Origin of the sequence: Nocardia sp. NPDC051030, assembly GCF_040683015.1 — a bacterium.
Taxonomy (GTDB): domain Bacteria; phylum Actinomycetota; class Actinomycetes; order Mycobacteriales; family Mycobacteriaceae; genus Nocardia.
In genome coordinates this window covers 118,034-140,381 of sequence record NZ_JBFBCD010000006.1, presented here as the reverse complement: position 1 = coordinate 140,381, position 22,348 = coordinate 118,034, and the positions used below count along the sequence as shown (strand labels likewise).

16 protein-coding genes are annotated in these 22,348 nt (G+C 66.9%); 5 read left to right on the top strand and 11 right to left on the bottom strand.

The annotated features are described in order from the left end of the window. Positions 1-14: 14 nt before the first annotated feature. From AB0N05_RS21515 to AB0N05_RS21505, 3 genes are read right to left on the bottom strand one after another with little or no spacing between them, the layout of a single operon-like run. A complete protein-coding gene (locus AB0N05_RS21515; RefSeq protein WP_364696902.1) occupies positions 15-3,335 on the bottom strand; it encodes an SDR family NAD(P)-dependent oxidoreductase in 3,321 nt (1,106 codons plus the stop codon). Next, entirely contained in the window at positions 3,328-4,644 is a 1,317-nt protein-coding gene (locus AB0N05_RS21510) for a polyketide synthase (RefSeq protein WP_364696899.1), read from the bottom strand. The genes AB0N05_RS21515 and AB0N05_RS21510 overlap by 8 nt, the downstream gene beginning before the upstream one ends. After that, positions 4,641-5,408 carry an alpha/beta fold hydrolase gene (locus tag AB0N05_RS21505; protein ID WP_364696896.1) on the bottom strand — a complete coding sequence of 256 codons (768 nt, stop codon included), beginning with the start codon at positions 5,406-5,408 and terminating at the stop codon, positions 4,641-4,643. Before AB0N05_RS21505 ends, AB0N05_RS21510 begins: the two co-directional genes overlap by 4 nt. A gap of 153 nt (positions 5,409-5,561) precedes the next feature. Between AB0N05_RS21505 and AB0N05_RS21500 the strand changes: the two genes are divergently transcribed. Continuing rightward, positions 5,562-6,218 (top strand): GNAT family N-acetyltransferase, encoded by a 657-nt coding sequence (locus AB0N05_RS21500; RefSeq protein WP_364696893.1) that lies wholly within the window; start codon positions 5,562-5,564, stop codon positions 6,216-6,218. 80 nt (positions 6,219-6,298) lie between these two features. Here AB0N05_RS21500 and AB0N05_RS21495 read toward each other — a convergent pair whose 3' ends face one another. Continuing rightward, positions 6,299-7,582 carry a SidA/IucD/PvdA family monooxygenase gene (locus AB0N05_RS21495; RefSeq protein ID WP_364696890.1) on the bottom strand — a complete coding sequence of 428 codons (1,284 nt, stop codon included), beginning with the start codon at positions 7,580-7,582 and terminating at the stop codon, positions 6,299-6,301. Between the two features lie 142 nt (positions 7,583-7,724). On the opposite strand from AB0N05_RS21495, the gene AB0N05_RS21490 reads away from it, so the two are divergent. Beyond that, entirely contained in the window at positions 7,725-8,189 is a 465-nt protein-coding gene (locus AB0N05_RS21490; protein WP_364696887.1) for a hypothetical protein, read from the top strand. A gap of 124 nt (positions 8,190-8,313) precedes the next feature. Here the strand turns inward: AB0N05_RS21490 and AB0N05_RS21485 are convergent, their stop codons facing one another. Both AB0N05_RS21485 and AB0N05_RS21480 read right to left on the bottom strand, forming a co-directional pair. Beyond that, on the bottom strand, positions 8,314-10,050 hold the full coding sequence (locus AB0N05_RS21485; RefSeq protein ID WP_364696883.1) for an ABC transporter ATP-binding protein: 1,737 nt from the start codon (positions 10,048-10,050) through the stop codon (positions 8,314-8,316). Further along, positions 10,047-11,897, bottom strand: a complete 1,851-nt coding sequence (locus AB0N05_RS21480) for an ABC transporter ATP-binding protein (protein ID WP_364696880.1) — start codon at positions 11,895-11,897, stop codon at positions 10,047-10,049. The genes AB0N05_RS21485 and AB0N05_RS21480 overlap by 4 nt, the downstream gene beginning before the upstream one ends. A 162-nt stretch (positions 11,898-12,059) precedes the next feature. Between AB0N05_RS21480 and AB0N05_RS21475 the strand changes: the two genes are divergently transcribed. After that, a complete protein-coding gene (locus AB0N05_RS21475) occupies positions 12,060-13,016 on the top strand; it encodes an RluA family pseudouridine synthase (RefSeq protein WP_364696877.1) in 957 nt (318 codons plus the stop codon). A 115-nt stretch (positions 13,017-13,131) separates the two neighbouring features. Continuing rightward, the gene (locus AB0N05_RS21470; RefSeq protein WP_364697897.1) at positions 13,132-13,830 is read left to right on the top strand and encodes a CPBP family intramembrane glutamic endopeptidase; all 699 of its coding nucleotides are present in this window, start codon (positions 13,132-13,134) and stop codon (positions 13,828-13,830) included. 16 nt (positions 13,831-13,846) lie between these two features. On the opposite strand, the gene AB0N05_RS21465 is transcribed toward AB0N05_RS21470, so the two are convergent. The 4 genes from AB0N05_RS21465 to AB0N05_RS21450 all read right to left on the bottom strand — a co-directional run bounded on the left by AB0N05_RS21465 (position 13,847) and on the right by AB0N05_RS21450 (position 18,441). Continuing rightward, positions 13,847-14,260, bottom strand: a complete 414-nt coding sequence (locus tag AB0N05_RS21465) for a hypothetical protein (protein WP_364696875.1) — start codon at positions 14,258-14,260, stop codon at positions 13,847-13,849. 205 nt (positions 14,261-14,465) lie between these two features. Further along, positions 14,466-16,628 carry an MMPL family transporter gene (locus AB0N05_RS21460; RefSeq protein WP_364696872.1) on the bottom strand — a complete coding sequence of 721 codons (2,163 nt, stop codon included), beginning with the start codon at positions 16,626-16,628 and terminating at the stop codon, positions 14,466-14,468. A 37-nt stretch (positions 16,629-16,665) separates the two neighbouring features. Next, positions 16,666-17,223, bottom strand: coding sequence for an EXLDI protein (locus AB0N05_RS21455; RefSeq protein WP_364696869.1), 558 nt, complete (start codon positions 17,221-17,223; stop codon positions 16,666-16,668). Positions 17,224-17,466: 243 nt separating this feature from the next. Next, complete coding sequence (locus tag AB0N05_RS21450) at positions 17,467-18,441, bottom strand: LysR substrate-binding domain-containing protein (RefSeq protein ID WP_364696866.1); 975 nt, start codon at positions 18,439-18,441, stop codon at positions 17,467-17,469. 136 nt (positions 18,442-18,577) lie between these two features. Here AB0N05_RS21450 and AB0N05_RS21445 point away from each other — a divergent pair, with 136 nt between their 5' ends. Further along, entirely contained in the window at positions 18,578-18,994 is a 417-nt protein-coding gene (locus tag AB0N05_RS21445; RefSeq protein ID WP_364697895.1) for a DUF5997 family protein, read from the top strand. Here AB0N05_RS21445 and AB0N05_RS21440 read toward each other — a convergent pair. After that, entirely contained in the window at positions 18,975-22,328 is a 3,354-nt protein-coding gene (locus tag AB0N05_RS21440; protein WP_364696863.1) for a 3-carboxy-cis,cis-muconate cycloisomerase family FAD/NAD(P)-binding protein, read from the bottom strand. The two genes, AB0N05_RS21445 and AB0N05_RS21440, sit on opposite strands and share 20 nt — an antisense overlap. Positions 22,329-22,348: the final 20 nt, after the last annotated feature.

Genomic DNA, 22,348 nt, shown 5'->3' with positions numbered 1-22,348 from the left:
TCTGGCCCCTAGCCCTAGTTGGTGTTCGTTGCCATCAGCGACACGACATCGTCCAGCGATGCGCCGCCCAGAATCGCCGCGACCGGCAGTTCACGGTCCAGTGCGATGCGGACCCGCTTGCGGAAGTCCAGGGCCTGCAAGGAATCCAGGCCCAGTGCGACCAGCGGAACCGACCCGTCGACGGCGTCACCGCCGTCGATGCCCATGACGCGCCGCAATTCGACCAGGATTTGATCGGCCAGCGGACGCTCATCGGCGGCGGGCGCGATGACAGGCGTGCTCACCGCAGCGGGTGCGGCCGGGGCCGCGACGGCGGATTCCCTTGCAGCGGTGGAAGTTTCCACCGGCGCTGCGACCACCGGTTCCGGTACCTCCGACAGCACGGTGGCCTGACCGAAGGTGCCGAGCACCTCGCGCAGGAACGGCCAATCGGCGGAGATGACGACGGCATCGGTCGGCTGACCGGTGAATCCGGCGGCAATCGCGTCGGCCGGGTTCATCGGGAATGCTCCCGCACCCGCGACCCGAGCGAATCCGGCATCGTCCAGCGGGCCCGCCACACTCCACAAACCCCATTCGATGGAGGTGCAGTCGATGCCCCGCGCCCGCAACCGGCGCGCGAGAACATCCAGCATGCGGTTGGTGACGGCATACAGAATCTGGCCCCGGCCGCCGAGGGTGGCAGCGACCGACGAGCACAACAGGACTCGGCAATCCTCGGTACGCGGCACGGCGGCCAGGATGGCTTCCAGCCCGACCACCTTCGATGCAGCGGCGGTCGCCACCATGTCGGCGGTGATATCCGTGATCGCGGAATCCACGTAATTGACGGCCGCGTGAATGAGCAGCGACACCGGGCGATCAGCCTGTCCGGCTGCGAAGCGGGATACCGCTTCGGGATCATTCACATCGCAAGCAACCGCGACGATCTCAGTGACGCCGATGGCCCGCAGTCGCGCCAACTCGCCTGCGGCAGCACCGGATTCACCGGACCGGCTCAACAGCGTGACCCGTCCCGCACCGCTCCGCGCGAAGTGCTCGCAGAACACCACACCCAACTGCCCGGTCCCGCCGACGATCACCACATGATCCAGATCGGCGGCCGCCCCTGCCTCGGATTCGTCCGCGACCAGGCGCTTGACGAACACCTTGCCCTCACGCAGCGCCAATTCCGGCTCACCGGCGGTATGCAGCGCACCGACAATCCGGGTCGCCTGCTCGGCACCGGCATCGGCGGGCAGATCCAGGTGCCGGAACCGCACACCGGGATATTCCACACCGACACAACGGAATCCGGACGCCACCGCACTATGGAACAGCTGTGGCACCCCATCCCCCGGCACCACGGACTCACCGCCCACGGTCACCAGCCAGCACTCACCACCGGCCCGCAACCCTTGCACAGCAGGCAGCCACGCCCGCTCCGCGAAGAACTCGGCCAGATCGCCCACGGCACCGGCACCATCGACCTCGGCCATCGGTGGCAACAGGATCACCATGGTGTCGAAATCACCGCCGACAGCCGAACCCACCGCGCCGCCGGAACCGCTGGCACCAGCCGCACCGGTCGATACGACCCGGCGGGACGAAGTCGTTTTGCCGGAGGTGGCAGCGGCCTCGGCAACGCCCGGCTCCATCACCGTCGGCGCACCCGAGGCAGGCGCTTGTCCGGTAGCAGCGATCGAACCCACTGCGCGGGTGGTGACGACAGCTTCGGATGAGGTGGCTGCACCGGCGGGAGCGTCCACGATTCGCGCGGTGGCACCGAAGCGGTCGGCGGCCTTGACCAGCGCGGCGGCGAGGTCGCGGCACTGGCCCATGGGGTCGGCGACGGCGAGGGTGCGTGGCGCGGTGAGCGAGCGGCGGTCCCACTGGTTCCAGCGCTCCACCAGGCGTTGCGGGGCGGGGACCGAAGGGGTAGCGGCTTTGATCTTGTCTGTGTCGTATCCGACTGCGGCCCACAGCTTCTTGGGGTTGAGGACCGTGTGCGGGAAGTCGCGCAGCGGGAGGGAGACCTCCGAGTCGATGCGCAGGGCATCCCAGTTGTAGTCGAGGTCGTGGACGGCGACGGTAGCCAGGTTGCGGGTGAATTCGCGCAGGCTGTCGGCGGTGCGCAGGGAGGTGCCGAGGACCTTGTAGTCGCGGGGGCCGCGGGCCGGGTCTCGGGGTACGAGGGTGAGGTTCTCCTGGAGGGCGAGTTGCAGCACCGGGTGTTCGACGACCTCGATGAGGGTGTCCACGCCGTCGGTGCCCGCCGCGATCACGGCATTGTCGAAGCGGACACGGTTGCGCAGGTTCCAGTACCAGTACTGGTCCTGAGTGAGGTCGGGGGTGATGGCCGCGCCGAGAGTCGCGCCGTAGCAGGTGATTTCGGATTCGGTGAAGGTCGGGCTGCTCATCTCGTCACCGAGGAAGCCTTCGAAGTCTTCACGCAGTTCCGCCACGATGGAGGTGTGCGCCGGGTAGGCGACACCGATCTCGCGGGCGAACTGGCCGCGCGCGGTGGCCGTGGCCACCATGTCGCGAATGGTGTCGCGGTCACCGGAGATGGCCATGATGTGCGGGGCGTTCACCACCGACAGTTCGGCCCAGCCGGAGTGCCGGGCCAGCAGTGCCTCGCAGTCCTCGCGGTTCATGGCCAGCACGGCCATGGAGTAGCCGCGCGGCGAGATGCGCTCCACCAGGTGGGCGCGGTGCGTCACCACCAGCACGGAGTCACGCACCGACATGACCTCGGCGACCGCACCGGCGGCCAGTTCACCCTGGCTGTGGCCGATGGTGGCGGCCGGGCGCACGCCCGCCGCCTGCCACATTGCGGCCAGGCCGGTCATGTGGAACATCAAGGCGGGCTGCACTTCCCACACCGTGTCCTGGTATTGCCCTTCATTGCCGAGCAGGTAGTGCAGCGGCTGGTCATGGCCGAAGCGTTCGGCGTGGTGGGCCGCGCATTCGTCCACGCGCGCGCGGTAGGCCGGGGACAGTTCGTAGTACAGCTTGCCCATGCCGGGACGCTGACTGCCCTGACCGGGGAAGACGAAGCCGATCTTGCGCGCGGTAGCGGGGCCTTCGCCTGCAACTACCGCCGCATGTGCGGTGTCGGTGGCGACAGCGCGCAGCGCATCCAAGAGCTCTTCGCGCGTGCTCACCATGACCAATGCCCGGTAGCGGCGCGCGGTCCGGGTGCGGAACAGCATGTCCGCCACGCGATCCGGCGTGATCGCGGGCCGCTGCTCCAGATACGCCAGGATGGCGGCGGCCTCGCCGCGCACGCCGTCGGCGGTGTCGGAGGACAGTAGAACGGGGATGCTGCCATCGGGCAGGCGGTGGCTAGACATCGCTTTCCTCCAGAACCGGCATGGCGACGATCGCGTGCGCATTGGTGCCCGCGACGCCGAACGAGGACACGGCCGCATAGCGGACGCCGTCGATCGGCTCCCATGCTTCGAGGTCGGTGGCCAAGCGGAGACTGGTGTTCTCCCAGTCGATTTCGCCGGTCGGCTGCCCGGCGTACAGGCTCGGGGCGATCTGGCCATTGACGCCGCAGAGCAGCACCTTGATGAGGCCGAGCATGCCGGAGGCCGCCTGGGCGTGACCGGCATTCGATTTCACCGAGCCCAATCGCGGACCCGACTCACGCTCGCCGCCATAGGTGTTCGACAGGGCGGTCAGTTCCAAGGGATCCCCGACCGGAGTGCCGGTGCCGTGGCCTTCGATCAGCCCGATCAGTTCCGGGGTGATATCGGCCGCGGCGAGGGTGGCGCGAATCAGTCGTTCCTGTGCGGTCGCACTGGGCACGGCGATCGGTGCGCCCTTGCCATTGTGGTTGACCCGCGAACCCAGCAGGCGGCCGTACACGCGGTGCCCGAGCTCCCGCGCCCGCGATTCCCGTTCCAGCACAATGACACCCGCGCCCTCACCCCACAGGGTTCCGGTGGCATCGGCGGCATAGGAGCGGCAGTGGCCGTCACCGGCGAGTGCATTGTTCTTGGAGAACTCGTAGAACGCGCCCGGCGAACCCATGACGCAGACGCCACCGGCGAGCGCCCACTCGCATTCGCCCGCGCGAATGGCGGCGGCGGCCTGATGCACCGCCGTGAGCGAGGAAGCGCACGCGGTATCGACGCTGATGGACGGCCCGGTCAGGCCGAGTCCGTGCGAAATGCGCCCGGCCACCGCACCCAACGCGGTGCCGGTAGCGCGGTAGCCGCTGTATTCATTGACCGACGCGGCACGCGGGCCGTACTCCATGAAGGAGACGCCCATCCAGCACCCGGCCGAATCACCGTCCAGGGCACCGGGATTGAGCCCCGCATGCTCCAGCGCTCGCCAGGCCACCCGCATGCCGACCCGCTGCTGCGGGTCCATGGCGACAGCCTCACGCGGAGTGATGCCGAAGAACAGCGGATCGAATTCGGTTGCACCGGTGAGGAAGCCACCGGCATCGGCGACCGGACTCCAGCCCTCAGTGCGATCCAGTGTCAGCAATTCGGCCAGCGGCCATTCCCGATCACGCGGGAACGGTCCGATCAATTCACGGGATTCGGCGAGTGCCGTCCAGAATTCCGGGAGGGTATCGATCCCGCCCGGGGCTTCGATACCCATTCCGACAATGACGATCGGATCATCCACGGTCGAAACGGTCATGCCGCGACGCTCTTCTCGGCCACCAGGAGTTCGGCAATGCCGTGCACATGATCATTGAGATAGAAGTGCCCGCCCGCGAACAGCGTGACCTCGATTCCACTGCGGCTGTGCGCTTCCCACGCATACAGGGCGCGCGGAGCCACGAATTCATCCTCATCGCCGCCGAGTACCAGAATCGGCGCTTGGAGAGCGATATCGGCGGCGCAGGAGTAGGCGTCGAAGGCCCGGTAGTCGGCCTTCATGACCGGCAGCGCCATGCGCAGCACATCGCGGCTGGCCATGACATCGGCCCCGGTGCCATTGAGCGCCGACATGTGGTCGAGCAACTCTTCGTCCTCGGTGGGATGCCCTGGTAGATCGGCGATCAGCGAGGGCGCGGCGGCGGACGAGGCGGCGACCAGGCGCACGCTCAGCCCGGCGGCCTCGGCCAGCCGCGCGAATTCGAAGGCGACGATGGCGCCCATACTGTGCCCGAAAATGGTGATCGGCACACCGGTGTTGTGCGCAGAGTCCCGGAATGCCGCGAATGCTCCGGCGGCGATCTCGGGAAGCGTTTCGGCGGCGGCCTCGCGGGCCCGATCCTGGCGGCCCGGATATTGGAACACCACGACATCGAATTGCTCAGCGAGGGTTTTGGCGAATACCCGGTAGGCGGAGGCTCCGGCACCCGCGTGCGGAAAAACCAGCAGCGGCGGGAGGATCACTTCTTCCTGCGAGGAACGCGGAGCCTGAAATTGCCTGATCCATCCGAGTTCCCGTGCCATTGAATATCTCTCCTACACACTGCCCGACAAGCCGCAGCGTCGGTTCACCTTGTCCCCCCGAATGTCCGGGCGACCATAACACTGACAACTTAGTATAGGCTAGCCTTACCAATCAGGGTGATCAAGCTAACGACCGAACGGAGCGCCCCACCGATGAACCGGACGACCTACGTCCTCGTGCGCGAACTCACGGACATTCCCGACGAGGTCCGCGCCGCGCCCGCACCGGTGATTCCCGAGTTCGCCGCACCGTTCTCGCTGCGACCGGTCGATATCGAGGGCAGCGATCCGGAGACCATCACCGAATGGATGCATCGGCCGCACCTGCTCGAAACCTGGGAGCAGGACTGGGATATCGAGCGCCGGTACGCGGACTGCACCGCTCAGCTGGCCGGAACCTTCTCGCGGCCCTGCATTCTCGGCTACGACTTCACCGCCCTCGGACTGCCCGAACTCGGGCCGCGTGAGGTTGCCTATGTGGAGTTGTATCGCCCCGCCAAGGACGAGATCGCCCGCCTGTATGAGGCGGACCCGCGCGATATGGGGTTCCATATCGCCACCGCGGACACCAATCTGCTTGGCCGGGGCGTCATGTCGCGATGGATGCGGCAGTTGGCGGAGCGCATCCTCGCCACCGAGCCGGAGTGCCTGCGGGTCATGTGCGAGCCCGACTACCGGAACACTCCCATGCGCAAGGCGCTCGAGAAGACCGGCTGGCATCACCTGGGCGACTTCGATATTCGCCCGGACCGGCGGATCTCGCTGTACGCGTTCCCGCGTGATGCCGCGGATCTGCCGGTCATTCGCTAGCTTTCCCCGCACCGTTCCGCCACGGCCGCGAGAGTCGCTCTCGCGGCCGCTTCGCGTGATGGATACCGCGCGTCTGTCCCCTAGCGGGCGGCGGCGAGCCGTTCACGCTGGCCTGTTCGCCGCTGCGCCGGATCCATGCCCAGCACCCGGTCCGAAAGTTCGCCCAGGCAGCTGAGATTCGGGAAGCCCGGCCCCTGGGACAGTGCGGCCATATTCGGCAGGTAGAGCTTGGCGTCCAGGCCGGAGACGGCCAGGTCGTAGCCGATGGCGTTCTCGATGCGCGAGCGGGTGAGCGGACCGCCCACGGCCAGCTCCAGGAGATCGGTTGCGCCGGAATCGAACAGGTCCAGGAACCACAGCGGCTGCCCGCCGGTGGCATCCACGACCAGGTCGAAGGTGTGCACCTGATCGGGGCGCAGCTCATTGCGCAGGGTCAGGGCGACGCGGTCATCCTCACCGGTCATGGTCACCACTCGGCCCTGGAGGTGGTGAACCCGGTTGTCGCCCAGCAGGTTTTCCTGCACCCGCACCGAGAAGACACCGCGGTCGGTGCGCCGGATGACATCGCGGCGCTCGTCCATGCCGAGCGCGCTCCACTTGGTGGGATCGCTGTACAGCGAGTTCTCGAAGTAACTTTCGCCACGCGTGTAGAGGGTGGCCTTCGGGGAGATCACCGAGACGGTCATCACATCGTGGCGAACCAGCTCGTCCAGGGCCGAACCGGCCGTCTCGCCGCCGCCGATGACCGCGGCCCGGGAGGACGGCGGCAGGGCGCGGCGGCCCGCCAGATTCCAGAATTCGGAGATGCTCAGGACGCGCGGGTGCTGGGTGAGGGCGCGGTCGCTGCGGCCGGGGCCGGTGATCATGACCGCGTCGCAGTCGATCTCGCTGGTGCCGCCGTCGGCGTCGGCCACCGTGACCAGCCAGCCGTCGGCGGCCGCGGCAATGCCCCGTACGCTGCCCAGGACCAGGTCCATATCGGTCTTGCGGGCCACCCACTGCAGGTATTTCGCCCAGACATGATGCTGCGGGCTGGGGCGGCCGCGGTCGATCCATTCGGCGTAGGTGCCGTGTTCCACCAGGAAGGCATTCCAGCTGAAGCCGCGCATGGCCTCATCGATGGCGCGATTGTGACCGCGGGCCAGGGTGGAGTGATACGGGAAGCCCACATCCTTCTCCGGGCTGGTGCCGAGGCGATGCTGGCCGTCGGTCCAGCCGCCGCTGGGCAGCCAATTGCCGCCCACCGCGTGCGCTTCCACCACGATCACCCGCGGCGCGGGCAGTCCGAGTTCGCGCAGCACATGCGACTTGGCCGCTACCGCCAGGGCTTTCGGCCCTGCGCCGACCACCAAGAGTGTGTCCACCGGTTCTCCTGCTCTGTCACGGTTGCCCGCTGTTGTCTGTATCGCACAACCCACCGCCCCTTCAGGTTTGCATAGGCTTACCTTATATTGCACAGGAGCGCTTGCGAAGCGCCAGTGACGAAAACGATTGGATAGGAACCGGATGTCTCGTACTACCCGCCTTCTCGCCGCGGCCCTGACCGCAACCGCCCTGCTCACCGGCACCGCCGCCACCGCGGTAACCGCTACGGCCGCACCGGTTGCCGCGCCCGTGCGCACCGCGACCCCGAGCGCCGGCGATCTGAAAGCCAAGCTCCAGACCGTCCTGAACTCCGGCGCCTCGCGGTCCGCCCGCGCCGCCGAACTGGAGGCCGGTGAAGCCGGTCTGCCGCTCATCGACCAGGCCGCCGGCGTCATGGCCGCCGCGCCGCCGAGCTTCAAGTGGACGATCCTGGGTCCGGTCACCGAGAACGGCGACACCCTGTCCGCAACGCTCCAGACTTCGGTGGATGGCTTCGACCCCTTCACTTTCCCGATCACCTGGAAGCTCGTCGACGGGGATTGGAAGCTCTCCCGTGACGGCGAGTGCACCGTGGCGAGCGTCGCCATGATTCCCTGCAGCTTGTAACTGTCAGGGGCTTCGCCCTCACACCCCAGTGAGGGAGAAACCGCTGACGCGGAGTCTCGGGGGCTACACCCCCGAACCCCCACAAACGGCCTCGGATCCGCGCGGAGATCCGGGGCCGCTTTTGTTATGCCGGAGCAGGTTCCAAACGCCAGCCTGAGGCTCGGGAACGCTCGTTCCAGAAGGCGGCGTAGCGGCCATCGAGGGCGAGAAGTTCTGTGTGGGTGCCTCGTTCGACGATTGCGCCTTCGGCCATGAACAGGATTTGGTCGGCGTGGGCGATGGTCGCGAGGCGGTGTGCGACCACGATCACCGTCTTGTCGCGGGTGAGTTCGTGCACACCACGGACCACGACTGCTTCGTTCTGTGGGTCGAGGGCGCTGGTGGCCTCGTCCAAGAGGACTATCGGAGCGTCCTTGAGGAGGGCGCGGGCTATCGAGACTCGCTGGCGTTCACCGCCGGAGAGGGCGGAGCCGCCCTCGCCTACGGCGGTTTGCCAGCCGTCGGGGAGGCGGTCGGCTATTTCGTCGACTCGGGCAACCGAGGCGGCGGCGTGGACTTCGGCGTCGGTGGCGTCGGGGCGGCCCGCTCGAATGTTCTCCAGGACAGAGCGGTTGAAGAGGTAGACGTTTTGGAAGACCAGGGAGAGTTGGTTCAGGAGGGTTTCGGTCGGCTGCTCGCGGACGTCGTGGCCGGAGACTGTGACGCGGCCGGAGTCGGTGTCGTGGAAGCGGGCGGCCAGGCGCAGGAGGGTGGATTTGCCTGCGCCGGAAGGGCCGACGATCGCCGTGGTGGTGCCGGGGGCCGCCGTGAACGAAATGTTCGACAGCACGGGAGCGTCGGGGGTGTAGCCGAAGGAGACCTGGTCGAAGACGACTTCGGGAGCGGCCGGGGTGACCGAGGTATCCGATTGCGGGAGTGATGGTTCCGCGAGTAGACCGGTGACCCGGTCGGCTGCCGCGGCGGCCGAGCGTAGGGCGGTGCCGAGCTGGGCGGCTTGGTTCAGGGGTTCGATGAAGCGGGCGCTCACGGCGATCAGGGCGATGGCCGCGGCGGCCTCGATCGCACCGCCGGTGACGCGGCCGACCACCAGGTACACCAGTACCAGGAAGACCGCTTGGACGATGAGGGAGAACACGATCAAGCCGGGAACGCTGGCGAACAGCAGGCCCGAGGCGGCCTTGCGTTGCCTGGCGAGGGCCGCGTCGAGGGCTCGGTTGCCGGTGCCGACCGCGCCGAAGGAACGCAGGACCGGTTGCGCCTGAGCGAATTCCAGGACGCGCGCATTGGCTTCCGAGGCCGCTTCGTGCATGCGCTCGTCGGAGGCGGTGTAGGAACGATTGGCCCACAGGTTCACCAGGAACAGCAGCGGGGCAGCCACCAACATGGCCAGGGAAATGCGCCAATCCACGAACAGCAGGCCGACGGCCACGCCGAGCGGAACCAGCACGCCGGTCAGCATTTTCGCCATCAGGTAGGCGATCAGGCCCTGCACCTCGCGGACATTCTCGACCACGATGCGGGACAGCGCGCCCGCGTTCTGGGTCTCGAACCAGCCCAGTGGCAAGGCATTCAGGTGATCGCCGAGCCGGGTCTGGAGACCGTGCTGCATGCCGACCCCGACCTTCAGGCCGAGCACCGATTGCAGGTAACCGAAGACCACCACGCCGGCCACGGCCAGCGCGAGCCACAGCGTCCAGAACCAGGCGCGGTCCATGTCATCGTCGAACAGCGCCTTCAAGACCGGGACGAGCAACACATAGGCGGCGGCCTGGGTGAGCGCCTGCGCGACAATGGCGAGCAGCAATCTCGGTGTGAGATGGGCGAACTCGCGCGGCACCAGGGCGAGCACCTTGCGGATCATCGGGTTCCCTCCCCGGTCAGGGCGACGGCGTGCACTGCCGCCTCATTGATTTCCCACAGCCGTTGGTACACGCCGCCCGCCTGGGCGAGGTCGGCGTGCGCGCCCTGTTCGACCAGGGTTCCGGTCTCCAGCACCAGGATTCGATCCACCGCGGTGATGGTGTGCAGGCGGTGCGCGATCACCAGCACGGTGCGCCCGGCGACCAGCACGGCGAGCGCGTCCTGCACGGCCGCTTCGGATTCCGGGTCGGCGAAGGCGGTCGCCTCATCGAGCACCAGCACCGGCGTATCGGCGAGCAATGCCCGCGCGATCGAAAGCCGTTGCGCCTCACCGCCGGACAGGGTCGCGTCCACTCCGATCTCGGAGTCGTAACCGCGCGGCAGGGCGGTGATCCGATCGTGGATCTGCGCGGCCCGCGCCGCCCGTTCCAGGGCGGCGTCATCCGCGTCGGCCTTGGCCAGCTTCAGATTGTCGCGAATGCTGCCGCGAATCAGCCGCACATCCTGGAAGACGAATCCGACCGTGCGATACAGCTCATCGCTCGGGAAGTTGCGAATATCGCGGCCGCCGATGGTGATTCGACCGGCATCCACGTCGTAGAACCGGGGCAGCAGCTTGGCGAGGGTGGACTTGCCGGAACCACTCGGGCCGACCAGTGCGGTCAGCGTGCCGGGAGCCAGCTCCAGATCGAGGCCGCGCAGCACCTGATGATCGGCGCGGTAGCCGAAACTCACGCCCTCGAACCGAACCAGCCCCGGGGCGACCTCGGCAGTGTCGGCGGCCTCAACGGTGCTCGTCTCGGCAGTGCCCATCTCGAGATCCGGTGCGCCCGAACTCAATTCCGGAGTCTTCATCAGCTCGGCCAGCCGCAGCGCGGCGTCACTCGCCGTCCGCAGGGCCTGCGCACCGTAGCTCAGACCCAGCAGCGAACTGCCCAGGCCGAGCCCGACCAGCAGGAACGGCAGCACATCGAGAGGCTCGATCCAGCCCGCGCCCGCACCCGTCAGACCCGCGACGACGACCAGCAGCATGACGAACACCGGCGAGACCACCGTCTCCGACAGCGACTGCACGGTCATGACCGGCATTTTCATCTTCCGCAGGCTGTCGGTCTGATGCTCGACGGCATCCTGGAAGACGCTGTGCGCCTTGCCCGCCCGCCCGAACGCCCGCACCACCTGGATGCCGTCCACGAATTCGACGGTGGCCTCACGCGTGCGCTGTTCGGCGGCGTTGTAGGTCATGATCCGCTCGCGCCCGGGTTCGTCCAGCATCTTCTTCATGCAGAGCGCGTAGACCACCAAGGGCAGCAGCAGGATCAGCATGAGCCGCCAGTCGACGGTCGCCAGATAGATCAACGTCACCAGCGGCACGGTCACCGAGCCGATGAAATCCAGCCGGGCGTGCGCGACCAGATAGTGCAGCGCCTCGACATCGTCCTGGAGGTATTTCTTGACCTCGGACGAGGTGCGCGCACCGAACCAGCCGAGCGGCACCCGGGTCAGCTTGTCGGCCAGCATGCGCCGCAGCGTCAGCTGATATCCGGCATCGACCGCGTGCGACCAGGTCAGCGCGACCGCCTGCAGGACCGCCCGGACCGCCAGCACGATCACGGCAATGAGCAGCAGCCGCCACACCCGATCGGTGTCGACGTGCTCATTCAGCAGTTCCCGGCAGGCCGAGACGATCAGCAGGAATGGCACGACCGCGCAGATCGAGGCGATCGCCACGATCAGGCTCGCGAGGCTCAGCGCACCGCCGACCGGGGCCAGAATCTCCTTGCGTGCCTGGGCCTCCCGTTGCTTGCGCGCCTTGGCCTCGGCCTTGTCCGGCGCCTCCACCGTCATGAGTCCTGCCTCTCGAGAGATCAACAGGAAAATAGGTTAGGCTAACTTTGGCAATATGCCTACACCGTCGCGGTGCGCATAACGCCCGATCGCCTCCGCGGCTTCCGATTGCGAGCGAAGCCCCTGGTCACCGCCCGAACGCCGCCGACTAGGGTCTTTGCGGTGAGACGCAGGCAGAAACCGCCGCTACCCAAGCGGCACGGGCTGGACCCGGCACGGTTGCGGTTGCCCGAAGAGGGCGACTGGGCGACCATCCGGGACCATCTCGTGGAGCGACTGCCGCGAGTGTCCCCGGCGCGGATCGATGAACTCCTGCACGAGGGCGGCATTGTCGATCTGGACGGACCGATCGCGCCCGACGCACCGTATGTCCCGGGCGGGGCGATCTGGTTCCACCGAGACCTGCCGGTGGAGAAGGACGTGCCCTTCGAGATCGGGATCGTCCATCGCGACGACACGATTCTCGTGGTCGATAAGCCACACTTCTTGTCGACTATCCCGCGCGGACAGCACATCTTGCAGACCGCTCTGGTGCGGCTGCGCCGCGACCTGGATCTGCCGGATCTGGTGCCCGCGCATCGGCTGGATCGGGTCACCGCCGGGCTGGTGATGTTCATTGTCGATCCGGCACGACGTGGCGCGTATCAGACGATGTTCCACAATCGCCTGGTTCACAAGGAGTACGAGGCGATCGCCCGGTTCGATCCGGAACTGGAACTGCCGCGCACGATCATCAGCCGAATCGTCAAGGAGCGCCAGGTGCTGCGCGCCTATGAGACGGACGGCGAACCCAATGCCGAAACCCGGATCGAGCTCTTGGAGCACCGAGACGGCCTCGGCCGCTACCGGCTGCGCCCGCGCACCGGACGCACCCATCAACTCCGATTGCATATGAACAGCCTCGGCATCCCGATCCTGGGCGACGACTTCTATCCGGAACTCACCGACAAATCGGTCGACGACTACACCCGCCCACTCCAGCTGCTCGCCTCGGCGCTCGAATTCACAGACCCATTGACGCGTGAGCCGCGACGCTTCGAAACCACCCGCCACCTGCAAGCCTGGGATGACCCGCAAGGCTGGGCGGACGGCACCTCGATCGACGGCCGCGGGTATTAACCACATTCGAAGTGCGTTCTAAGGTTCCGTACGTACACTGGCCGGGATGTCTCAGAACGATAACGGTGGAGTGGTCGCCGTACTCCCCGATGCGCCCGCTCCCGCTGGCCACAAAATGCATGCCTATATCGATGTGGCCGTCGTTATTGTCGTTCTGACCTGCACGAACCTCATCGCGCACTTCACCACGGCGTGGGCCAGCATCTTCACGGTGCCGATCGCCGCGGTCGTGCTGCTGGCCATGGTTCGCCGCCGCGGACTCGGCTGGGCCGAGCTCGGCCTGGCCCCGAGCCACTGGAAGCGCGGTTCGGTCTGGGCCCTCGCGGCGGTGGGCGTGGTGCTGGCCGCGGTCGTCATCGGCGCGCTGCTGCCGATCACCCGGCCGTTCTTCCTGAACAATCGCTACGCCACCGTCTCCGGCGCGCTCATCGCCTCGATGATCGTCATTCCCTTGCAGACGGCCATTCCCGAAGAGCTCGCATTCCGTGGCGTGCTGCACGGCACGCTCGATCGAGTGGTCGGGGCGCGCGGCCTGTTCGCTGCCGGTTCTCTGCTTTTCGGCCTCTGGCATATTGCCTCGTCGTTCGGGCTCACCAGCGGAAACACGGGCCTGAGTGGATTCCTGGGCAGTGGCGTCGCCGGGCAGATTCTCGGAATCGCGCTCGCCGTGGTGGCGACCGCCGCGGCCGGAGTCGTCTTCACCTGGCTGCGCCGCCGCAGCGGCAGCCTGCTCGCGCCGATCGCGCTGCACTGGTCGGTGAACGGGGCGGGCGCGCTGGCCGCCGCCGTGGTGTGGCATACGACTCTGCGCTGACGCTATGCGGCGGCTCCTAGGAGGAGCCGAGGAATCCCAGCGGGCCCGCGCCGCAGGTGGCGCTGCCGGTCAACGTCGGTTCGAGCACATTGACCTTGAGTTCCCAGGCCGAGCCTTGCAGCGTCGACAGGGTGTGGGTGCCCGCCTTCTTCGGCGTCCACTGGATGGTCGCCTTGCCATTGGACGGGTGCAGCGGGCTGCCCGCGATCACCAGGCCATTGTCGTAGAACCAGGCCTCGAACCAGTGGTCGTAGGTGGCGGTGACCTCATAGGTGCAGGCGGCGTAGATATTGCTGGCATTCACCGACAGGCCAGTGGGTACGGCCGCCGCGAAGGGCGCGGTCAGCGCCGCCGAACAGGCCATCGCGGCGAGGGCGGTGACGCCGACCCCGGCCCGCCGGGCGATGTGCTTGTTCACGGACATGGTCATGTCGAAACTCCTTGTGCCAACCCGCATCAGGTGCGGTCGGGCCGAACCATATCGGTTGTCCAGTTAGCCCCGAGGCACTTTCGACAAAAAACTGAAACGTGTTTCTGTCAGATGTTCGGAGAGGGGCCTGACCACCCGGAACGGGACCGAGCCCGCTTCCCCCAACAGGAAGCGGGCCCGGCATGTGCGCACTACCGCGAAGAGATCAGCGGCGGTAGGCGTCGTCGTAGGTTGGTTGTACCCACTTCGGGTCGGTCCATTCACCCTGGCGCGGAACGGCATCCCCCCCATGGCCCGGCCACCAGGCGCGACGGCCCACCAGCGCGGTCACCGCGGGAGTGAAGAACATCGCCATGACGAAGGCCGCGATCGCGATGCCCAGCGAGATGGCGAAGCCCATCTCCGAGACCACGGTATTGCCCGCCAGCATCATCGAGGCGAACGAACCCGCCAGGATCAAACCGGCCGCGGCCACGGTCGGACCGGTGTGCTTGATCGCCAGCGCGGCCGCCGTATGCGGATCATTGCCCTCGCGAGCCTCCTCGCGCAGCCGGGCCACCATGAGGATGTTGTAGTCCGTACCCAGCGCCACCACGAACAGATACATGATCAGCGGCAACGTGAAGATCAGACCCGAATGCCCTTGGATGTTCTGGAAGACCAGCACGGCCGAACCGAGCGTCGCGGCGAAGCCCATGAAGACCGAGGCCATCAGGTACCACGGGGCGACCACACTGCGCAGCAACAAGGCCAGCACGATCATGATGAGCACGGCGGCCACCGGGAACACCACCATGTAGTCACGGTTCATGGCGTGCTTGAAGTCCACGAACACCGAGGTCATACCGCCGACCACCGCCGTCGTGCCGGGCGGGGCCGAATCGTGCGCGGCATCCCGCAGCGGACCACTGACCGTATCCAGCGCCGCATCCGATTCCGGCGTATTCGACAACGTCACCTGGAATTCGGCGACCGCCTTGTCCTCCGACAGCTTCGGTGCCGAAACCTGGCCCACGCCATCCACCTTCAGCGCGGCCTCGAAGGCCGTCAGCTGGCCGGGGTCCAGCGCACCGCCGCCGTCATTGCGCAGGTACACCTGCGACGGCTGAGTGGTGCCCGCGGGCATGCCCTTCAGCATTTCCTTGCTGTAGATCGTCGACTCCGAAGCATCCGAGGTCGAATTCGAACCCAGATCGAAGGTCGGATTGAAGCTGAGCACGAAGGCGCCCAGCACCAGCAGCAGACCACCGGAAGCGATGGCGAATACCGCGGGCCGCTTGCCGAGCGCCTTGCCGATGGCGTCGAAACGCGCACCCTTGGGCTCGACCTGCCAGGCCTTGGAGGGCCAGAACACCTTGGTACCCAAGAGCGAAACGATCGCGGGCACCAGCGTCAGACCGGCCAGCAGCGCGACCGCCACCGCAATGGCCAGCGCGGGGCCCATCGCCCGGAACATGCCCAGGGTGGAGAGCGTCAGCGCGCCGAAGGCGATGATGACCGCCGCCGCGGCAGAGGTGATGGCCTCACCGACCCGGGTGACGGCGCTGACCATGGCGGTCTTGGCATCCTCACCCGCTCGCAACCGTTCCCGGAACCGGAACATCAGGAACAGGATGTAGTCGGTACCGACACCGAAGAGCACCACCGACAGCAGCGACTGAATCGACGAGTCGATCTTGAGGTCGAAACCCTTGGCCACCATGGCGATCAGGCCATTGACGATCATGGACACACCGATGATCACCACGATCGGCAACAGCGCGAGCACCGGACTGCGGAAGATGACCAGCAGCAGCACCAGGATCAGCACGATGGTCGCCACCAGAATAATGGCCAGCGCCTTGTTACCGGAGTCCTGCTGATCGAGCTGCTGCGCCGCGGATCCGGTGATACCGGCCTTCAGGTCGGAGCCGTTCGTCTCCTCCTTCAGGGCGTCACGCAGCGTCTTCACGGCATCGGTCTGCCGGGTGTCGCTCTGGCTGGTGATCTTGGTCATTCCGACCGCCGCGACCTGGACCAGCTTATTGTCCGAGGCGGGCGCGGCCTGAATTCCCGTGACGTCCTTGATGTTCCGCTCGGCCAGTTTGGTCGCGGCGGCCGCCACCGTGGCCTGATCGGTCTCGCTCAGCGGCGCCCCGTCGGCGCGCTCGAAGACGATGATCGCGGCCGGGGTGGCGCTATTGGGAAAGGCCTTCTGCTGCAATTCCATCGCCTGGATGGATTCGTAATGCGAAGGGAGGAAATCGGATTGGTCCGTGGTGGCGGTGAGCTTGGGCGCCGTCGCCACCACCGCGACGATGGCGATCAGCCAGGCGGCGATGACCAGCCACGGAAACCGGACGACGAAGCGCCCAAGGTAGGAGAACATGCGGGAGAAGTCCTTTCGGGGTTTCGGCCGCGATGGTTCAGATGTCGAGAACTTGCTCAGCCGGGTTCTCTGTCACATCGGCGACAATGCGGAATGCCTTCGCCGGAATCCGGTCTCGCAACTCCCCCAGCGAATCCACGATGTCCAGAGTGAAGTCGCCATACCCATCGTCACCGATACCGAGCAGTTCGCGCCAGTTTTTAAATCCCTTGGCCCAGTTCGCGATCAGAGAAAAATCCGACTGGTCGGAAGCATTACGCGCGGTGACGAACTCTTCCTTCTTCTCCGCATACGCCCGCTTGGTGGCCGTCGTGAAGTCCGACCACTCGATGAAGTGGCGGTGCACGACGAACTTGCCCTTACGGCTCAGGTAGACCTTGACCGCCTCGCTGCCGACCTTGGTGACCTGCTGCGATTCGGCCAGCAGGCGGCCGGTGAAGCGCTGGGTACGGCCGCCGCCGGGGCCCACGCGGACCTCGATCTCGCGCATCCCGGCGAGCGTCTCGTCCACGGCGACGGCGGTGGTGAGCACCGTGGTTTCCTGGGCGTCGGCCTGCGGGCCGGCGTTTTCTTCGGGCTTCTGCATATCGGGCATGGCGTGCTCCAATTCATCAGCGAATGCGCATATTGGCATGCGTCTACAACACGGGACTGTGGGTTGAAATCCGGTGTCCGGCATCGGTTCTGAGTTCTATTGACGGGTTCCCAACCGCCTGCGATCACTATAAGTAGACGTATACGTATAGCGCAACCCTGATTTCACCCTGAACTTCCCCCGATTCCACCCTGAGACGCGAAAAGGCCCGTCCCCCACCGGGAGACGGGCCTCTGACCTGCTCTAACGCCCCTTGCGCTTACCCTGCCGCTTCGCCGCGCCCGCCTGCGGCTTCCCCTTCGCCGCGCCCGCGGGCTTCTTCCCACCCACCGGCTTCTTACCGCCTACCGGCTTCTTCGCCGCGGGCTTCTTCGCACCGCCCGACTGCTTCGCACCCGACGGCGACCGCGTGCTGCGCTCCGAACGGCCGCGCACCACACCGACGAACTCCTCGACCAGTTCGGTCGTCTGCTCGGTCGGCCAGGCCAGCACGATCTCGGTATCGGGGACGCCCATCATGGTCCGGTAGACCAGATCCTTGCGACTGTGCAGGCGCGCAATGGAATGCGGCACGATCGCCACGCCACTGACCGCCGCCACCAGTTCCATGGTCATGGCGGCATCGTCCAGATTCGAGGCGTCCTGCATCAGCTCATCGGCCAGCTCGGCCATGCCGACCTGCTCGAATACCGAGAGCGGGTGATCCTTCGGCACCACGACCACCGGGATCTCGCGATAGAGCGGAATGGCGCTGATGCCGTCGCGGTCGATGGGGAGTCGCACGAAACACATGTCCACGCGGCCGTCGCGCAGGGCGGCGTCCTGCTCCCCCATCGGGATGGGGAGGAGTCGCAGGCGGATGTCCGGGTACCGGTCCGCCCAGATCCGTTCCCACTTGGTGACGGTCACGCCGGGCACGAAGCCGACGCGCAGCCCTTCCCCCTCGCCGGATTCCTCGACCGGCTGCGACTCGGGGATTGTGGCGATGATCTCCCGGGCGGCTTCGAGCAGCTCACGACCTTCGTCAGTCAATTCGGTCGGCGATGCGCCCGGCACAAACAGTTTCGTGTCGAGCGCTTCCTCCAACTCGATCACTGTCCGGCTCAAACGCTGCCGGGCGATTCCCAGCCCCTGCGCGGCACGCGCGAAGTGCAATTCCTCCGCAACCGCCACGAACCAGCGCAACTGCGTGACGTCAAGAGACTCGAACCGGCTCATTCCGCCTCTATGCAGCATGTGTGGGGGCCCTGCGTGGTTATGCTCCGCTGCCGCCTCCGGACCCTGACCACTCATGCTGTCCAGGTTATTGCACCGCGCGGTCAAGAACCTCCGCGCCGCCCGATACCCTGATTCGGTGAGCCCGGACAAGAACCCCCAAGACATGAAGCCGCTGACCGCGGCGGCCAAACTCGGCATCTACCTCCCGGCTACCCCCGAGGAGTTCCGGAACTCACCCGTGACCCGCGCCCAGCTCGAGGAGCTGCGCACCAATCCGCCCGAGTGGCTGACCGAATTGCGCCGCACCGGGCCCTTCCCGCGCGATGTGACGGCCCACAAGCTCGGCATCTCCAATTCGGGCCTGTCCCGCAACGGCGTCTCCGACTCGCTGACCGCCGACGAGATCGCGGCTCTGCTCGCCGATCAGCCGGACTGGCTGGTCAAGGAGCGCGCGAACCTGGTCGAGGTGCGCAAGGAAGCAGAGCGGGTCAAGGCCAAGGAAGCCGAACGGCGCGCCGCCTCCAACCGGCCCGCTAAGAAGCGCTTCGGCTAGTCAGCTCGGCCCCGAGCCGACGCAGCACCCGATCCACCAGGTCGGGGGCCGCGCCCAGATAGTTCTCCGGTCGCAGCAGCTCGGCCAGCTCCTCCTTGGTGAGGTGCATGGCCACATCCGGATGTTCGGCGAGAATCTCCGCCAGCGGGCGGGCCGTGGACCGCGACTCGTAGGCGGCCGACTGCAGGGTCTTCTTGGCGACCGGCTTGCCGAGCAGCGGGGCCAGGCGAATGGCGAGCCGTTCGGACACGATCTGCCCCTCGGTGAGCGAGAGGTTGGCGATCATTCGATCGGCATCCGCGGTGAGGCCCTCGGCGAGTTCGACGGCCGTATGCGCCGCACCGCCGACCAGCAGCAGACAATCCCGCAGCGGCTGCCATTCGGCATGCCAGGCTCCGGCGGAGCGCTCGTCTTCGGCGAGCAATGAGCCGAACAGGGTTGCGGCGAGCCCCGGAACTTGCAGCGCGGCGGCACGAATCATGGTGCTGAGCACCGGGTTTCGCTTCTGCGGCATGGCCGATGACTCGCCTCGCCCGGTGGCGGCGGGTTCGGCGAGTTCCGCTATCTCGGTGCGCGACTGGGAGATCACGTCCACGGCGAACTTGCCGAGCACGCCGGAGGTCAGCGCGAGCGCGGAGGCCAGATCCGCGATGGGCGTGCGGACCGTATGCCACGGGGTGGCGGTCACGGTGAGCGAGAGTTCGTCCGCGAACTCCCGGGTCAGGCGCTCCATGATCTCGCCGGTGGGAGCCTGCGCGAGAACGGAATCGGTGCAGCGGGCGCATTCCACATAGGACGCGAGGGTGCCTGCCGCGCCGCCCAACTGGACGGGAAGGCTCGCACGCACCCCGGTCAGCCGGTCCCGGGCGTCCAGGAGTCCCTGCATCCAGACGGCCACCTTCGCGCCGAAAGTCGTTGGCACCGCATGCATGGCGAGGGTGCGCCCGGCGATCGGCGTTTCGCGATGGCGGCGGGCCAGATTCGCCAGCGCGCCGACAATGTCATCGAGATCGGCGACTATGACGGTGAGCACGCGGGCCGCGATGAGCATGGTCGCGGTATCGAGAATGTCCTGGCTGGTGGAGCCGAAATGCACGTAATCCGCACTGGCCGGGTCCACATCGGCCACCGCGGCGTGCAGGCGCTCCACGAAGGTCACCACCGGATTCGCCGCGCCCCGCGACGCCTCGGCGATCTCGCGGGGGTCGAAGTCGTGCTCGCGCACCGCGATCGCCAGATGTTCGGTGAGGGTCTCGGGCACCATGCCGAGCCGGGACTGCGCGCGGGCGAGGGCGGTCTCCACATCCAGCATGGCCTCGATCCAGGCGTCATCGCCCACCAGGGATTCCACCGGTGTGCCCACACTCACGGGCGCGAGCAGACCGCATTCGATTGTCATATCGCCTTGCCTTTCCGGGGAATTGGAGGAGTGCTGGTAACGATGGGCGGTGAGGATCTCCCGCGCGATGGCGTCACCGTCGGCCAGGGTCACCGAATTGACGCCGGGGCGCGGACCGGCCGCGGTCACCCAGCGCACCGACTCGGTGGGGACACCGAAGGCGAAGCGGCGCGAATGGATTCGATCCTGGCTGTCCACCAGGTGATGCGAGCCGGGGGCGACCGCCAGACCGCCGGTGCGGTAGCCATTGCCGTCCGGTGAGGCGATCACATAGGCGCGCACCTCCGCCCGCTGGAACAGATTGCGCAGCAGCGGATCCGCGGTACAGCGCACATCCGGGACCGGCAGCCAGGCGTCGACGAGCGTGCGGCCCACCACCATCGACTCGTCGACCTGCGCGGACTCCACGACGAACCGCGTGCGGTCGGCATCCACGCGCACCCGCATGCCCGGACCGACGACACGCACCACGCCCGCCCGAATGAGCGCCGCCAGCTCCGCTATCCGGCTCGCGGGCGGGCCGATGGACAGGAAGGCGTTCATCGGCGTGTACCAGCGATCCAGATCATCGCGGTAGGAGGATCCGGCGATGCCGCCGTGATCGACCACCAGGCGGACCTCATTGCGCAAGTCCCGCAGCACATCCAGGGCCGCCTTGACCGGGCCGCGCACATTCCCGAGCTGGGCCTCGCGCACATCGGCGTCCAGGTAGGCGAGCAGCCATTCGTGATAGGCGGCGGGATCGGCGAAGTGGCGGCCGCCGGTCGGGTCCACCAGCGCCGCCCAATCCCAGCGCGTGTCGATGCCGAAGCGCTGCAACAGTTCCGATGCCTCGTCGTCGGTCGGCGCGATGAGATAGCGCATGCGGAAGGAGTCCAGCCGCTGCGGGCTGATCCGGTCGGCGAGCAGGGCGGTGTAGTAGACCGACTCCACCTCCCGGGCGATCAGCGGCCACACGTCGCGGCGGAAGGACACATCACCCAAATGCTTTGCACGGCGCCGCAATCGGTCAATGCGTTCGGCGTCGAGCAGCAGCGGCGTGTACCGGCCGTCCACGCCCTTCTGGTTCTCGCCTCGCGCATGATGCGGCACGCCCCGTCTACAGCCCGCGACAATGCTGGGCTCGCGTCCTGAGGCGATGTACTCCAGTCCGCCGTCGCATTCCTTGAAGCAACCGCCGCGACCGACCGTGAGCAGCGCCAGATAATCGAAGAAGGTGAGGCCCAAGCCCCGGATGAGCACCGGTTCGCGCTCCGGAATCCGATCGACGTCGATATCGGCCGCATTCGCGGGAGCCACATAGGTGAGACCGGACCGGCGCGCCGAATCCGCCAGGGAGCCGGGCACTTCCGCACGGACCTCACCGAGATGCCCCTGGGTCAGCACCACCGCGTGAATGCCGCGCAGCCGCTCCCCCGTGCTCAGCTCCAGTTCCTGCAAGCCGCCGGGGCCGTCCCACAGATTCACCGCGGTTGCCGGGATTTCGCGCACATGCGCCCATTCGGCATAGCGATCACGGGTGCGTTCGAATGCCCAGCGCAGATAATGGCCGTAGAAGTAGCGCGGCGGATAGGTATCGGGAGTGATTCGCAGCGCCTGGTGATACGCCGGTCCGGGCAGGTCCGCGAAATTGCCTATCTTGGCCAGGAAGTCGGACCATTCGTGCAGACTCGGGCCGCGCTCGACCGGACCCGCCATGTCGACGCTGTCGTCGGTGAATATGGTGACCTGCTCGGCCACGGTATTCATCAAGAGGTGCGCGGACTGATCCGTACGCCAGACCGCACCGGTGCCGACCCGCTGCGAATCGATGACGAGCAGTTCCACACCGGCGGAATTTCCGAGTTGCCGGGCATTCGCGCAAATACGTTCGAAAACATTGAGGCCACGCGGGCCCATACCGACTATTGCGATCCGTATTACGTTGTCGAGCATCCAGTCTCACCGATCGCGCC

Excerpts from the sequence above, each read along its gene's own strand:
- AB0N05_RS21515 (WP_364696902.1), bottom strand. The coding sequence starts at position 3,335 with ATGTCTAGCCACCGCCTGCCCGATGGCAGCATCCCCGTTCTACTGTCC.
- AB0N05_RS21500 (WP_364696893.1), top strand. The coding sequence starts at position 5,562 with ATGAACCGGACGACCTACGTCCTCGTGCGCGAACTCACGGACATTCCC.
- AB0N05_RS21505 (WP_364696896.1), bottom strand. The coding sequence starts at position 5,408 with ATGGCACGGGAACTCGGATGGATCAGGCAATTTCAGGCTCCGCGTTCC.
- AB0N05_RS21510 (WP_364696899.1), bottom strand. The coding sequence starts at position 4,644 with ATGACCGTTTCGACCGTGGATGATCCGATCGTCATTGTCGGAATGGGT.
- AB0N05_RS21485 (WP_364696883.1), bottom strand. The coding sequence starts at position 10,050 with ATGATCCGCAAGGTGCTCGCCCTGGTGCCGCGCGAGTTCGCCCATCTC.
- AB0N05_RS21460 (WP_364696872.1), bottom strand. The coding sequence starts at position 16,628 with ATGTTCTCCTACCTTGGGCGCTTCGTCGTCCGGTTTCCGTGGCTGGTC.
- AB0N05_RS21455 (WP_364696869.1), bottom strand. The coding sequence starts at position 17,223 with ATGCCCGATATGCAGAAGCCCGAAGAAAACGCCGGCCCGCAGGCCGAC.
- AB0N05_RS21440 (WP_364696863.1), bottom strand. The coding sequence starts at position 22,328 with ATGCTCGACAACGTAATACGGATCGCAATAGTCGGTATGGGCCCGCGT.
- AB0N05_RS21480 (WP_364696880.1), bottom strand. The coding sequence starts at position 11,897 with ATGACGGTGGAGGCGCCGGACAAGGCCGAGGCCAAGGCGCGCAAGCAA.
- AB0N05_RS21490 (WP_364696887.1), top strand. The coding sequence starts at position 7,725 with ATGTCTCGTACTACCCGCCTTCTCGCCGCGGCCCTGACCGCAACCGCC.
- AB0N05_RS21450 (WP_364696866.1), bottom strand. The coding sequence starts at position 18,441 with ATGAGCCGGTTCGAGTCTCTTGACGTCACGCAGTTGCGCTGGTTCGTG.
- AB0N05_RS21470 (WP_364697897.1), top strand. The coding sequence starts at position 13,132 with ATGCATGCCTATATCGATGTGGCCGTCGTTATTGTCGTTCTGACCTGC.
- AB0N05_RS21465 (WP_364696875.1), bottom strand. The coding sequence starts at position 14,260 with ATGACCATGTCCGTGAACAAGCACATCGCCCGGCGGGCCGGGGTCGGC.